The 13,116-nt window shown below is 68.1% G+C and carries 13 protein-coding genes; 2 read left to right on the forward strand and 11 right to left on the reverse strand.

The genetic code is table 11. The annotated features are described in order from the left end of the window. The first annotated feature begins 291 nt into the window (after positions 1-291). Both VF167_04770 and VF167_04775 read left to right on the forward strand, forming a co-directional pair. Complete coding sequence (locus tag VF167_04770; protein HEX6924715.1) at positions 292-1,320, forward strand: trypsin-like peptidase domain-containing protein; 1,029 nt, start codon at positions 292-294, stop codon at positions 1,318-1,320. Between the two features lie 167 nt (positions 1,321-1,487). Continuing rightward, positions 1,488-2,063, forward strand: coding sequence for a hypothetical protein (locus VF167_04775; GenBank protein HEX6924716.1), 576 nt, complete (start codon positions 1,488-1,490; stop codon positions 2,061-2,063). On the opposite strand, the gene VF167_04780 is transcribed toward VF167_04775, so the two are convergent. The 11 genes from VF167_04780 to VF167_04830 all read right to left on the reverse strand — a co-directional run. Beyond that, entirely contained in the window at positions 2,002-2,895 is an 894-nt protein-coding gene (locus VF167_04780) for a F0F1 ATP synthase subunit gamma (GenBank protein ID HEX6924717.1), read from the reverse strand. The two genes, VF167_04775 and VF167_04780, sit on opposite strands and share 62 nt — an antisense overlap. Next, positions 2,882-4,432 carry an alternate F1F0 ATPase, F1 subunit alpha gene (locus tag VF167_04785; protein HEX6924718.1) on the reverse strand — a complete coding sequence of 517 codons (1,551 nt, stop codon included), beginning with the start codon at positions 4,430-4,432 and terminating at the stop codon, positions 2,882-2,884. The genes VF167_04780 and VF167_04785 overlap by 14 nt, the downstream gene beginning before the upstream one ends. Then, positions 4,419-5,207 carry a F0F1 ATP synthase subunit delta gene (locus VF167_04790; GenBank protein HEX6924719.1) on the reverse strand — a complete coding sequence of 263 codons (789 nt, stop codon included), beginning with the start codon at positions 5,205-5,207 and terminating at the stop codon, positions 4,419-4,421. The genes VF167_04785 and VF167_04790 overlap by 14 nt, the downstream gene beginning before the upstream one ends. Before the next feature lie 3 nt (positions 5,208-5,210). After that, on the reverse strand, positions 5,211-5,501 hold the full coding sequence (locus VF167_04795; GenBank protein HEX6924720.1) for a F0F1 ATP synthase subunit C: 291 nt from the start codon (positions 5,499-5,501) through the stop codon (positions 5,211-5,213). Beyond that, complete coding sequence (locus VF167_04800) at positions 5,498-6,202, reverse strand: F0F1 ATP synthase subunit A (protein ID HEX6924721.1); 705 nt, start codon at positions 6,200-6,202, stop codon at positions 5,498-5,500. The genes VF167_04795 and VF167_04800 overlap by 4 nt, the downstream gene beginning before the upstream one ends. Positions 6,203-6,212: 10 nt before the next feature. Beyond that, on the reverse strand, positions 6,213-6,623 hold the full coding sequence (locus VF167_04805; GenBank protein HEX6924722.1) for an ATP synthase subunit I: 411 nt from the start codon (positions 6,621-6,623) through the stop codon (positions 6,213-6,215). Continuing rightward, a complete protein-coding gene (locus tag VF167_04810; protein ID HEX6924723.1) occupies positions 6,616-6,993 on the reverse strand; it encodes an AtpZ/AtpI family protein in 378 nt (125 codons plus the stop codon). The genes VF167_04805 and VF167_04810 overlap by 8 nt, the downstream gene beginning before the upstream one ends. Beyond that, complete coding sequence (locus tag VF167_04815) at positions 6,980-7,375, reverse strand: F0F1 ATP synthase subunit epsilon (GenBank protein ID HEX6924724.1); 396 nt, start codon at positions 7,373-7,375, stop codon at positions 6,980-6,982. Before VF167_04815 ends, VF167_04810 begins: the two co-directional genes overlap by 14 nt. Before the next feature lie 5 nt (positions 7,376-7,380). Further along, positions 7,381-8,772 (reverse strand): F0F1 ATP synthase subunit beta, encoded by a 1,392-nt coding sequence (atpD, locus tag VF167_04820; GenBank protein HEX6924725.1) that lies wholly within the window; start codon positions 8,770-8,772, stop codon positions 7,381-7,383. Positions 8,773-9,099: 327 nt separating this feature from the next. Next, on the reverse strand, positions 9,100-11,070 hold the full coding sequence (locus VF167_04825; protein ID HEX6924726.1) for a hypothetical protein: 1,971 nt from the start codon (positions 11,068-11,070) through the stop codon (positions 9,100-9,102). A 151-nt stretch (positions 11,071-11,221) separates the two neighbouring features. Then, the coding region (locus VF167_04830; protein HEX6924727.1) for a von Willebrand factor type A domain-containing protein at positions 11,222-13,116 on the reverse strand (1,895 nt) is incomplete at its 5' end.

Consider the following 13,116-nt stretch of genomic DNA (forward strand, 5'->3'; position numbering starts at 1 on the left):
GGACCGGTCTACGTCGGGCAACTTAGCGAGCAAGAAAAGGTTATCCGCCGGCTGCACGACCGGAGAAGCGCACACCCTCACAGGTGTGGACTGTTACCTATGTGTCCGGTCTAAAGTGTTAACCATGTGGCCGGTCGTTCACGTTACCCTGATGGATACAAATGAGAGTTCATGGTGTATGGCTACGGGGCTATCCGGCTATCGTGTCAGGACCACCCCGTCCCGACGGATAACGGATAACGGTTAACGGATAACCCAGACCGATAGCCTCCCACCTGAACGAGACATCCAATGCGACATCTGCAATTGATTGCTGGCGACGGTGGCGCGGTGGCCGCGGCTGGCGGGGCGAACAGGCCCGACGACGTGGAGCTGCTGGACGCTTACTCGCGCGCCGTGGTGGCCGCGGTGGAGCGCGTGGGTCCCGCCGTCGTCCGCGTGGACGTTGAGGCGGCGGCCCCTGGCCCCGGTCGACGACCCGGGCGGCGGGACCGAGCGGTGCAGAGCCACGGATCGGGTTTCATCTTCACCCCGGACGGCTTGGTGCTCACCAACAGCCACGTCGTTCGCCACGCCCGGCGCGTCTCCGTTGAGCTCGAGGGCGGACGTCAATCGGTCGCCTCCGTGATCGGCGATGACCCCGCGACCGACCTGGCGGTGCTGCGGATCGACGGCTCGCGCTTGCCCTACGTCGAGTTCGGCAACTCGCGCAACCTGCGCGTGGGGCAGCTGGTGATCGCCATCGGCAACCCGCTCGGCTTCCAGAGCACCGTGACGGCCGGGGTAGTGAGCGCGGTGGGACGGTCCTTCCGGACCGAGATCGGGCGGCTGCTCGACGACATCATCCAGACCGATGCGGCCCTGAACCCCGGGAACTCCGGTGGTCCGCTGGTGGACTCCGGCGGCCGGGTGGTGGGGGTCAACACGGCTGTGATCGCGCGGGCACAGGGGATCTGCCTGGCGGTGGGGATCAACACCGCCGAATGGGTGGCCAGCCGGTTGATCCAGAATGGCCGGATCCGCCGCGCCTCGATCGGCGTGGCCGGACAGAACGTGGCGCTCGAGTCCGCGGCCGCGCGTGCGCTGGGGATGCCCGGTGGCGGCGGTGTACTGGTGCTCACCGTCGAGACAGGTAGCCCTGCTGCCCAGGCGGGTCTGGCGGAGGGGGACGTGGTGATCGCGCTCGACGGTGAGCCTGTCGGCGGCATCGACGGGCTGCATCGCCTGCTCGACGAGGAACGCATCGGCGTACCGGTCGTTCTCGGGGTATTGCGCGGGGGCAGTCGAATCGACGTGGTGGTGGTGCCGCGGGAGGCGTGATGGCGGCTTCGGGTCGGGACCTGGATGGATGTTATCCGTTATCCGTTATCCGTTATCAGTCGGGAGTGTTGGTCTTGTCTCGGGCGCGGCCGCCCTGCCGAGAAATCTCCAAACCCGGTCCGGACCGATAGCTGATCGCCGATAGGCGATAGTCGACGGCCATCACCATGCAGAAACCGACTCTAGCAGCCGAAACCCGTCTGGCCTGCGCCGTCCCTGTCTGGGCGGGACGGTTCTACCTGCGGCACCTGGGGCTGGTGGTGGGAATCTCGCTGATTCCCGCGGCGCAGCGCGCAGTGAGCCAGCTCTGGGCGGCGCAGGCTCCCCTGGCCTCCGGCGCTATCGGGGAGCTGGTGACGGCGGCCGCGCGGGTGGCCCTGTTCGTCCTCGTATTCCGCCTGGCGATCACCGGGGAGGAGCGGCTGCGCGGACTGGATGGTCGTGAGGGGATGCGGCGTATCGGTCACTTTGCGCGGGGGCACTGGCGCAGCCTGATCGTGCAGCTCGTCCTCTTCGTCCTCGTCTTCATCGTCTTCGACCGCATTCCAGATGCGGTGATTGCTCCGCGGGTACCGGAATCTGCTCGCCCTGTCTACTGGGCTGTTCTCCTGTTCATCAAGAACCCCACCATCATCGCCTTCACGCTGATCTGGGAGATCGGAATCCTGCGCCAGATGCTGCTCATACCGGCTCTTCCCCCCGCAGCACCTCATACCCCGACACGATATCCAGCAACTCGGTAGTGATCGCGCTCTGCCGCAGCTGGTTGAGCTCTCCCCGCAGCTCGACCAGCCGGTCGTCTATGCTCCGCTCCGCGGAGTGCATCGCCGCCCGGCGCGCCGCGTGTTCGCTGGCCATCGACTCGGCAACCGCGCGATGTAGCGTCACGAACAGGTACTCGCGGACCACAGCGGCAAACAGAGTCTCCCAATCGGTCGACAGCGCGGGAACCGCCCTTGGTCGCCAGGGTGCGCTGGCAAGCGCACGCAGATAGGCCACCGGAATCGGGAGCAGTACCTCGGTGTGCGGACGGTAGATCGACCTCGAATCGTTCCGGTTGAAGTAGAGATATACCCCGTCCTGCTCGCCCGAGGCCCGCCACACGTCGATGCGCTCCAGGATCTCCCCCACCAGCCGCGTGATCGTGGGCGCGGAGACAGGAAGGGTGAGGATGCCCGCCAGCCTCGTCCCTCCCTCTTCGAGGCGAGCGGCCACACGCGTGCCGACCGCCAGCACGGGACCAGGGGTCTCGCCGGCGCTCACTCGCGCCCATGACTCCAGAAAATGCGTGGCGATCTGCTCGTTGAAGGCGCCGCAGAGCCCCTGGTCGGACCCGAAGACGATGGACGCGGGACGCGCCGGGGGCCGCGCGGCAAGCTCCGGGATGGAGCCGGGTCGCAACCGCAGGAGGGCCTGCATCCCCAGGTTCACGCCGCGAACGTACTCCTCCAGCGAAGCCAGCGCCTCCTCGTACTGACGGATGCTCACGGTGGCGAGGGCCTTCATCGTCCGCACGATGGAGCGGAGGTCCTCGGTCGTTTCGAGGCGGCGCCGGATGGCCTCAGTCGTCTGCATCGGACCTCCTTGCAAAGGCCTCGTCCACCGCCCGCCGCGCGACCGCAAGAACCCTCTCGGCGTCCACCGGATCGATCGGCTCACCCTCGTCGATGCGGCTCCAGATCTCGGCCAGTTCGTCGTGAACCGCGTCCCGGACCACCACCTCGGCATCCGCGATCTCTTCCAATCGCAGCGGATCGAAGAGCCCCGCCGTCAGAGCGAGCAGGGTCACGACCTGCGCGGGGGCAGACACCGTCGCGTACTGCGCCTGCTTCAGTACCTCGCGCACGCGCTCGCCGCGCGCGAGCGTTCGGCGAGTGTCCTCGTCCAGGCGCGTGCCGAAACGGGCGAAGGCCTCCAGCTCCTCGAACTGGCTGTACGACAACCGAAGGTCCGAGACAACCGAGCGATAGGCCGGGAGCTGCGTCTTCCCGCCGACCCGGGAGACCGACAACCCCACATCCACCGCGGGCAGGATTCCCCGCTGGAAGAGCTCGGGCGAGAGGTAGACCTGCCCGTCCGTGATCGAGATCAGGTTGGTAGGGATGTAAGCCGAGAGGTTCTGCGCCTCCGTTTCGATGATCGGCAGCGCTGTCAGCGACCCGCCTCCGAGCTCCGGGCGCAGGTGCGTAGCCCGCTCGAGCAGGCGCGCGTGGATGTAGAAGATGTCGCCGGGGAAGGCTTCACGTCCAGGCGGACGCCTCAGAAGCAGAGACAGCTCGCGGTAGGCCTGCGCGTGGCGGGTCAGGTCGTCGTAGACGACCAGCACGTCGCGCCCCTCCTCCATGAAGAACTCCGCGATGCTCGTGGCCGCGTACGGCGCAACGTATTGGAGCCCCGGTGGCGCCTCTCCCGAGGCGACCACCACGATCGAGTACTCCAGGGCACCGCGCCGCCGCAGCTCGGCGATCACGCTTGCGACGGAGGCGGCTCGCTGACCGATGGCGCAGTAGATACAGACCACACCCTCGCCGGCCTGGTTCAGGATTGTGTCGACCGCGAGGGCGGTCTTCCCGGTCTGTCGATCCCCCAGGATCAGTTCCCGCTGCCCTCGCCCGATCGGGACGAGGGCGTCGATCACCTTGATCCCGGTCTGGAGCGGCACCTCGACCGGTGCGCGATCCATGATGGGGTGGGCCTCTCGCTCCAGGAGGAAGCGGTGAGGGGTGCGGACCGGACCGCGTCCATCGAGCGGCGCACCGGTGGGATCGATCACCCGGCCCAGAAGCGCCGGTCCGACCGGCACGTCGGCCACCCGTCCGGTGCGGCGCACCTCGTCGCCCGCGGCGATCTGACGTTCATCGCCAAGCAGGATCACCCCCACCTCGTCAGGGTCGAGGTTGAAGGCGAAGCCCGTCACGCCCCCGGAGAACTCGACGATCTCCTCCGATGCCACCCCCGGAAGCCCCGCGATCCGCGCGGTTCCCCGGGCCACCGATCGGACCGTGCCCACCTCGCGCAGCGTCAGCGCAGGGACCCTCGTTTGCGCCACGCGGGTCAGGAGCGAAGCCGCCCGGGCGGCTTCCTCGCGGAGCCCTTCCTCAACTCCCGACATCGCTCGTTTCCACTTCGGATGTCCCGTGGAAGGCCTCCCGCATCCCTTCCTCCAGCGCGCGGAGGTAGTCATCAAGCGTCCAGGCCACCTTCACACCCCCGGCCCGCAACTCCACTCCCGCGAGTAGATCCGGATCGGTGTCGAACTGTGGAATGGAGTCGGCGCCGAAGGTCTCGGCGAGCTGCCGGGTGAGGACCTCGCGTTGCGTGTGCGATAGGGGGAAGGCGGTGCGAAGCCGCAGGAGACCGCCGTCCTGGCGTGCGGCGGCGACCAGGCGATCCCGGTCCGCCGCACTCATCTCCCTCAACCGAGCCAGGAAGCGCGCGATCAGCAGCTCCTCCAGGTCCACGCCGGCCAGCTCCCGCAGGGCATTGCGGATCACCTCCAGGCTCCCCTGCCCCACCTGCAGACGGAGATCCCGCAGGAAGGCCTCCTTCTCCTGTTCGAGCGCTCGCTTCCAGCGCTCCCGCAGCTCGCCCACCTCGGCGCGGACCTGCCGCACCTGCTCCTGTCGTAACGCCTCCGCCTCGGCGCGAACCTCGGCGAACAGGGTTTCCCGCTGCCCCTCGAAGTCATCAATCAAGCCGCGGTAACGCTCGCCTTCCGCCGCCGCTTCGGCGCGCAGGAGCTCCGCGCTGGCCAGCTCCTCGCGGACTCTGGCCTCGCGAGCCTCCATGGCCCGCGTCACGGGGCCGTAGAGGAACCGCGTGAGCAGCCAGATCAGCAGCGCAAAGTTGATGATCTGGGCAACGACGGTGAAGGGATCGATCAGCACTGCTCACCCACCCGCGCGTGCCAGCAGGGCGCCCCAGAACGGGTTCGCGAAGATGAGGACGATGGCGATCACGAAGCAGTAGATGCCCGAAGACTCGATGATCGCCAGGCCGATGAACAGCGTGCGGCTGATCGTGTTCGCTTCGTCCGGCTGCTGTGCGATCGCGGCTAGAGCCTGGGCAATAGCTCGTCCCTCGGCGAGCGCGGGGGCGATCGATCCGACGCTGACCGCGACCGAGGCCATGATGATCGAAAAGATTCCGACCCAGTCGAGCCCACTCAATTCTGCCATCATTCCTCCACTCGAGGTCCGGTTCTGGCGACCGCCTGATCGTGCGCGCGGGTTGCCGAAGCGATGTACACGAGGGCCAATACGGCGAAGATGTATGCCTGGATTGCGCCAATCAGAAGGCCGAAGGCCTGCATGATCGCGGGGAAGAAGAGCGGCGCGAGGCTCATCAGCAGAGCGACCATCACGGCGCCGCTCATCATGTTGCCGAAGAGACGGAGGGCCAGCGCCAGCGTGCGCGAGAACTCGCCCATTACAGTGAAGGGGAGGACGAAGAGCGACGGCTGCGCATAGTGTTTCAGGTACCCGCGCAGTCCGTGCTGACGAATGCCGAACACCGGGACCGCGACGAAGACCGCGATGGCGAGGGCGGCCGTCGTGGAGAGCGAGCTGGTGGGGGCGTGATAGCCCGGAAATACCGTCAGGAGGTTGGCGGCGAGAATGAACAGGAAGAGGGTGCCGACGAAGGGCAGCATCGGTTGCGGACGCTGACCGCTCACCTCGCGGATCTGGTCGAGGATCACCGAGACCACTGCCTCGACAAGGTTCTGCCGATGGGTGATGGTTCCGTCGATCCGCAGCCCCCTGGTGAGCACCCAGGAGGCCACGACCAGCACCGCCATCACCACCCAGGTCCATAGCAGGGTGGCGTTTACCGCGATCGGACCCCACCGCCAGTAGACCAGCTGGTCCGGCGTGATCTCCATTCCTCCCTCCTCACCGCGAATCAGGACCGGCGAGCGAACCTGCGGGTGTCTCAGAGCCCGCCGGTGCCACAGGCGCAGTGAGCGTGGTCGTCCCCTGACGCGCCTTTCCCGCGCCGATCCCGCCGGAGATCGCACCCGCGGTTGCAATCGGCGCTCTGACGCGGCGAATCAACATCGTCCGACCCAGGAGGAAGCCCGCGATCGCCGCCAGCAGAGGGAGCGGCCGGCCACCCGAAGCGAGCACTATCCCGACCGACACGACCCCGGCGCGAAACAGGAAGCTGCCCGCCACCAGCATTCCCGGTCGCCGGGTAGCAGGGACCCGGCGCACGGTCCACCAGAGAGTGGCAAAGTACAAGAGGCCCAGCAGTAGGCCGCTCGCGCCCGCAAGGGCGACCGCTGCGGCGGGTATCTCACTCATGCTCCCTCACCTCCTCGTCTTCATCCTCGTTCACGTCCTCGCCTTCGTCCTCCTCGCGGTAGTCGCCCTGGATCGCCCGCTGCTCCACCGAGACCCAGTGCCAGGCGTTCCAGCATCCCACCAGCAGACCAGCCGCCAGCAGCATCAATGCCCATGAGAACCGGCCAGGCCAGCGCGCATCGATCCACAGACCCACGGCCACCCCGACCAGGGTCGGAATGGCTATCGACCAGCCGACCATTCCGTACATCCCCAGGCCAAACCAGGTCGCGCGGGCGCGGTGCTTCCGGGCTCGCTTCCTCCGCTCGGCCCGCTGCGCGACGCGCCGAGCGAGCGGATCCTCGGGCGGCTCGGGGTCAGAGGGTGACACGGGACTCGAGCTCCATGAAGCGACGGATGAAGTCCGCTTCCAGGCGGGCGATGGCGCTGCGCGCCTGTCGCTCCCGCTCATCTTCGGCGAGGAACTCCCGCTGCACGAGGTCCCGCAGGCCGTAGAGATCGTCCCCGACCACCCCGCGCCGGGTCGGCACCAGCACGTCCGCGCCGTGCTTGACCAGGAGCCCCCCGTCCACGGCGACGTACCGCTCGCTCCCGTCCGCGCGCTCGAATGATAGCAGTCCCGGGACGAGCGCCACGAGGAAGTCGACGTGGCGGGGAAGGATGGTGAAGTTTCCGTGCACCCCTTCCGCCGACACCTCGACCACCTCCTCGTCGGCCAGGACTCTCGTCGGCAGCAGGATCTGCAGGCGCATGCGGATCAACTCCTCCTCGCCTCGGAGATCGACCCGATCATGTAGAGGGTGCGCTCGGGCAGGTCGGCGAACTCGTCGTTGAGGATTCGTTCGCACCCGTCCAGCGTGTCCTCCAGCGAGACGGTGCGCCCCTCCTGCCCGGTGAACGCCTCGGTCGTGTGAAAGGGCTGGGTCAGGAATCTCTCCAGCCGTCGCGCGCGCTGCACCACCCGCCGATCCTCGCGGGAGAGCTCCTCCAGGCCGAGCATGGCGATGATGTCCTTGAGATCCTCGTAGAGGGCGAGGGTGCGGCGCACCTCCCGGGCCGTTTCGTAATGGCGACGGCCGACCACCAGCGGGTTGAGGATGTTCGAGGTCGACTGGAGTGGATCGACGGCCGGGTAGAGCCCCTCGCCGGCGCGGCGGCGCGAGAGGACGATGGAAGCGGAGAGGTGCGCGAAGGTGTGGACCGCGGCGGGATCGGTGAAGTCGTCAGCGGGCACGTAGACCGCCTGCACCGAGGTGATCGCCCCGCTCTCGGTGTTGCTGATGCGCTCCTGCAGCTCGGCGAGCTCCCCTGCCAGCGTGGGCTGGTAGCCGACCCGCGAGGGGATGCGACCGAGAAGCCCGGACACCTCCGCGCCCGCCTGCACGAAGCGGAAGATGTTGTCGATGAGGAGGAGCACGTCCTGCCGCTCGCGGTCGCGGAAGTACTCGGCGATCGAGACGGCCGCGTGCCCGACCCGCAGGCGCGCGCCCGGCGGCTCGTTCATCTGCCCGAAGACCATCACCGTGCTCCCCAGCACGCCCGCATGACGCATCTCCCGGTACAGCTCCTCCGCCTCGCGGCAGCGCTCACCGATCCCACAGAAGATGCTGACCCCCTCGTGCTGCCCCACCATGTTGTGGATCAGCTCGGTGATCACCACCGTCTTACCCACGCCGGCTCCGCCGAAGAGGCCCGCCTTCCCTCCTCGCTCCATGGGAGCGAGGAGGTCGATGGCCTTGATTCCGGTGACGAGCATCTCGGCGCTGGCCCGAAGCTGGGTGAGAGGCGCCGGGGGCTGGAAGAGCGGGCGCCGCTCGGCGGCGGTCAGGGGAGGCTGGGTGTCGATCGTCTCGCCGAGCACGTTCAGCACGCGGCCGAGCAACTCGCGCCCGACGGGGACGTCGAAGGGTCGGCCGGTGTCGTGGACAGGCGCCCCTCGGGAGAGACCGCGGGTGGGCGTCAGCGCCACCGCCCGGACGGTTCGCTCGTCGAGGTGACCGAAGACCTCGAGCACCATCCTGCGTTCCGGGCCGGCCTCCAGCCGCGTCCCCGGTGCGGGGAGCGGTCCCTCGAAATGGACGTCGACCACGCTGCCGCGGACGGCGACGGTCCGGCCGGTCTGGAGGTCGGGTTGGGCGGAGGCGTGCATAGCGGCCACCGGGTGACGGCGAGCTGCAGCCGGTGCGTTGCGGTGGGGGTGTCCCCCACGATAGGCGGCGACAGCAACGCTCGCGCCACCACCCGTAGCGGGTCAGCGGGCTTCTACCGGCTACCGAGCCGTCAGGCTGATCGACGTTCAACCGCGCGCGTTCGGCGCCGGCCCGCGCAGGCTGCCCACAGTACTACTATGTCTCGCCCTCTTCGCGGTTCGAGGGCAGCCGCCCGGAGCGGGCTAGCGCGAGGGGGTCCGCCGGCTCCAGCGCCTCCCGCAATCAGCCTCGTTCGACGGCACACGCTCATCGGCGTTCGAGGGCACTCACTGCGACCCGGCCACCAGCGTGGTGAAACTGAGCGCCGGCAATGTCACCCGCGCACTCCCGTCGACCACCGGCACGCTCTCCAGCTCTTCCATTCCCCGATTCGAGTCGGTTACGAACACCCTCAGCCGGCTGACCTCCGGCGGGAGTCCGCTCACCACCGCCCCCCGCGCCGCGCCGTCGTTCACCAGGTGCACCGCGTACTCGCCGGCGGCGATGTTCCCCACCGCGGCGCAGCTCACCAAGGGATGGTCGCAGGTGGTGGGTAGATGGAAGCCGCGCGGCGACGAGGCAAGCTGCTTCAGATTCCAGAAGCGCTGCGTCGGACGCAGCTCGCTCGAGTCGCCGAAAACGCCCCCGCCCACGAGCAACGAGTAATCGGAGGTGAGCTGCCACTGGAGGATGGAGAGCGGCTGCGCCAGCGCCATCATCCGCACGTAGAGTTGGATCTCCTCCAGAGCGAACGCCGGCTCGCTGAAGATGGCCGGGTACCGCCATGCGCCGGCGTCGGTGCTCCCCTCGCCCACCAGCAGCGGCACGTTGAGCTGGCGTGCCGCCTCACCCCAGTAGCTCAGGATCTCGTCTGTCCAGCCCCGCCAGGAGTGGAAGGAGACGGCATCCACGTAGCGGAGCGCCTCAGGGTCACGCATGGCGGGCACGATGAAGTCCATCGCGGTCGCGTCCGAGGTGTCGCCGAACAGCATCCCGGTGGCCAGGCCCCGCTCCCCGAAATAGGCGCCCAGCCCCCGGATCAGCGCCGCGTGCTCCTCGGCGGTCTGGCGGACGTCGATGCCGAGATCCGACTCGTTGAACGAGAACATCGCCGCCTCGACCCCATACGCCTCCTTCAGGAACACGAGGTAGTCGGCGATGGATTCATAGATCTTCGCCATCTTCGCCGGGTCGAGGGGGTCGCCGTGCTCACCCGGTTCGTGCTCGGCTTCTCCACCGCCCACGATGGCCCAGTCCGGCGGGAACCAGATGCTGACCACCACGGTCATCCCCCGCAGCTTCAGCTCGCGGGCCATCTCCATCGCCTGGCGGACTCGCGGGTGCAGCCTTCCGGCGCGGGCTTCGGCGAGGGGATCCATGTCCTCCTCCGGGTGCCACTGGCGCCAGGGCAGCTCGACTCGGGCCCAGGCGACCCGAAGGTTCTCCAGGTTGTACTCGATAACCTGCGGATCGAGCTCGGGGTTCTGCAGACGGAAGTTCCCGCCGACGCCGTCGAAAGCGCGCCCCGGTCGGGTGCTCCGCACGTGCACCTGCACCGGAGAGCGATCGATCACCCCGTCAGCGCGGATCGTGATCTCTTTCCGGGCGCTGTCGCCTGCCGCGGAATTCTCGGGAAGGATCAGTGCCTCGAGGCGAATCGAGCCGCCGTTGCGGTCGGACCGGCCGAGCCGGAGCGATACAGGCGCCTGAAAGCGGATCTCGACCTGCTGCGAGTCGGTGACGAAGCGGATGCCCTGCGCGCGCCGCTCGGCGGCGGTGGTGGCGCTTCCCTGGACCTTGCCGAGGGGCACATTGTCATCTCCCTCTGCGGCCCCGATCCATTCCGCTAGCCCCGCCGAGTAGACCTCGCTCGGGAGGTCCACGCAGAAGGTGATGCGAGCCGGAATACCCTGCGTGTCGGCCACCACCGCCAGATCGAGGGCTGCCGTTCCCCGGCCCACGTCCTCGACGGTCTGGCGGAAGCTGATTCCTCCTAGCGAGGAGGCGACGCGACGCACGGGGCCCTCGCGCTCGTAGCGGGGACGCTGCCGCTCCTTGGAGGTCCGCACCATCTCGCTGCCGTCCGGCCGCTGCAGGCAGATCCCCGTCTCGAAGGGGATGCGGTGCTCTTCGATGCGGACCCCCTCGAGGTTCCCCCAGGCGGCGACCTCGGCCTGGGCTGCCGCGGCCACCGGCAGCGGCACGAGCGCAGCGCCGGCCGCAAAGACTTTCGCGATTCCCCTCGACCACCGCAGCATCGGCAATCTCCTCTGTCGGTCCAAGGTGTGGTATCGCGCCGCGCCGAATCCCTCCTGCTCCGACCTGGGCGCTACGCCCGTGGCGTCGTGTCGCTCCTCAGTTCCTCCCAGATCTCGCGAGCAGGTTGAGTGGAAAAGATGACGGGTCGATTCACCAGCGCCAGTGAGGAGCCTCTTCAACCCCTCGCTGCGGCAGGCGCCGGTACGCCTGCACCAGGGAGATGAAGTCCGCTCGGTAGCCCTCCGGGTCTTCACCCTGGCCGCGGCGCGCCAGCTCCAGTACCTGGTGAACGTCGAGCGAGCCGCGGTGCTCCGACTCGCGCAGGAGCATGCCGAAGCCCGCGACCGCGGCGGCGAAGGTGAGGTCTCGGGACGGCGGGTCCACCCGGTCCGGTACCGGGTGCTCCAGCAGCCGGCTCTGCTCCCGGTCGGAATCCTTGTAGCGGACCTTCACGAAAGCCAACTCTGCAGCCCGCGAGCCGTCCGACGGTCGGGTCGGCGTCTGGTAGCGGAGCGAGTCGACGTCCCGAACTTCCACATCCGTGTCCGCCCCAACCGGTACCACTTCGTAGAGCGCGGTGACCGTGTGACCCGCGCCCAGCTCTCCCGCGTCCTTCCGGTCGTCGTTGAAGTCCTCTGCGGCGAGGGTGCGGTTCTCGTAGCCGATCAACCGGTAGGCGCGCACCTTTGCGGGGTTGAACTCCACCTGGATCTTCACGTCCCTGGCCACGGTCAGGAGGGTGCCACCCATCTCGCTCACCAGGACCTTGCGGGCCTCGAGCAGGCCGTCGATGTAGGCGAAGTTGCCGTTCCCGTGATCGGCCATCTGCTCCATCCTGGCATCCTTCAGGTTGCCGCGGCCGAACCCGAGCACGGTGAGGAAGGTCCCCTCCCGCCGCCTCTCCTCCACCAGGCGAATCATCTCGGCGTCACTGGAAACCCCGACGTTGAAATCGCCGTCGGTGGCCAGAATCACCCGGTTGTTGCCGCCGCGGATGAAGTTCTCGCGAGCGACGTCGTAGGCCAGGCGAAGTCCCGCCCCTCCCGCCGTCGATCCGCCGGCTTCGAGGCGATCGATCGCCTCCATGATGCGGGTCTTCTCCGTTCCTGAAGTGGACGGGAGGACCAGTCCCGCGGCGCCGGCGTACACCACGATCGCCACCCGGTCGCTCGCCCTCAGCTCGTTCACCAGCAGGCGGAGCGACTGTTTGACCAGCGGGAGGCGGTCGGGTCCCTGCATCGAGCCGGAAACGTCGATAAGGAAGACGAGGTTGCTGGGAGGGAGGTTCTCGCGCTCCACCTCCGGGCTGCGCAGGCCGATGCGCAGCAGCCGGTGCGCCGGATTCCATGGGGCTGATGCGACCTCGGTGGTGATCGAGAACGGGCTTCCCGGTTCGGGCTGCGGGTAGTCGTAGGGGAAGTAGTTGACCATCTCCTCGATCCGCACGGCGTCGCGCGGGAGCAGCTGCCCCTCCAGGATGAACCGCCGCAGGTTGGCGTACGATGCGCGATCGACGTCGATGGAGAAGGTGGAGAGCGGGTTTTGATCGGCCGCCAGGAAGCCGTTCTCCTCGATGTAGGCGTACTGCTCGGTGTTCCAATCGGGATGCCGCGGATGCAGGCTGAACTGGGAGAAAGCGGCTCGCTTCGCGGGCACCGCCATCGGTGGCGGCGCGCCGACGATCGACATGCCGCCGTCCGCGCCGGCAACCTGCGCTGCGGTTACGGGCGCGAGCTCGACCCTCGCGGGTCGCAGCGGAATGTCGCGGCGAACCGAATCGCCGACTACGGAAACCGGCACCTCCGCCCGTTCATAACCCCGGTGGCTGGCCTCCAGAACTGCCTCCGCGCTGGCGAGCTCCGTCCGGGGGACCATCAGGCGGTACATCCCGCCGCGATCGCTGACCGTGCCGTGCGATGTACCGCGCAGCGTGACGGTGACGTTCGGGATCGGGTCTCCCGACTCGCCGTCGAGCACCCGGCCGGAGAAAGTGATGTCTGCCGCCCGCTCCTCTGGGGGCATCGCTGTGGGGACGGCGTACGCGC

Source organism: Longimicrobiaceae bacterium (genome assembly GCA_036375715.1).
In the GTDB taxonomy this organism is placed as follows: Bacteria; Gemmatimonadota; Gemmatimonadetes; order Longimicrobiales; family Longimicrobiaceae; genus DASVBS01.

What these genes read in the sequence shown, in the direction of transcription:
- VF167_04770 (HEX6924715.1), top strand. Translation starts at nt 292, where the DNA reads ATGCGACATCTGCAATTGATTGCTGGCGACGGTGGCGCGGTGGCCGCG.
- VF167_04775 (HEX6924716.1), top strand. Translation starts at nt 1,488, where the DNA reads ATGCAGAAACCGACTCTAGCAGCCGAAACCCGTCTGGCCTGCGCCGTC.
- VF167_04780 (HEX6924717.1), bottom strand. Translation starts at nt 2,895, where the DNA reads ATGCAGACGACTGAGGCCATCCGGCGCCGCCTCGAAACGACCGAGGAC.
- VF167_04785 (HEX6924718.1), bottom strand. Translation starts at nt 4,432, where the DNA reads ATGTCGGGAGTTGAGGAAGGGCTCCGCGAGGAAGCCGCCCGGGCGGCT.
- VF167_04795 (HEX6924720.1), bottom strand. Translation starts at nt 5,501, where the DNA reads ATGATGGCAGAATTGAGTGGGCTCGACTGGGTCGGAATCTTTTCGATC.
- VF167_04800 (HEX6924721.1), bottom strand. Translation starts at nt 6,202, where the DNA reads ATGGAGATCACGCCGGACCAGCTGGTCTACTGGCGGTGGGGTCCGATC.
- VF167_04805 (HEX6924722.1), bottom strand. Translation starts at nt 6,623, where the DNA reads ATGAGTGAGATACCCGCCGCAGCGGTCGCCCTTGCGGGCGCGAGCGGC.
- VF167_04815 (HEX6924724.1), bottom strand. Translation starts at nt 7,375, where the DNA reads ATGCGCCTGCAGATCCTGCTGCCGACGAGAGTCCTGGCCGACGAGGAG.
- atpD (HEX6924725.1), bottom strand. Translation starts at nt 8,772, where the DNA reads ATGCACGCCTCCGCCCAACCCGACCTCCAGACCGGCCGGACCGTCGCC.
- VF167_04825 (HEX6924726.1), bottom strand. Translation starts at nt 11,070, where the DNA reads ATGCTGCGGTGGTCGAGGGGAATCGCGAAAGTCTTTGCGGCCGGCGCT.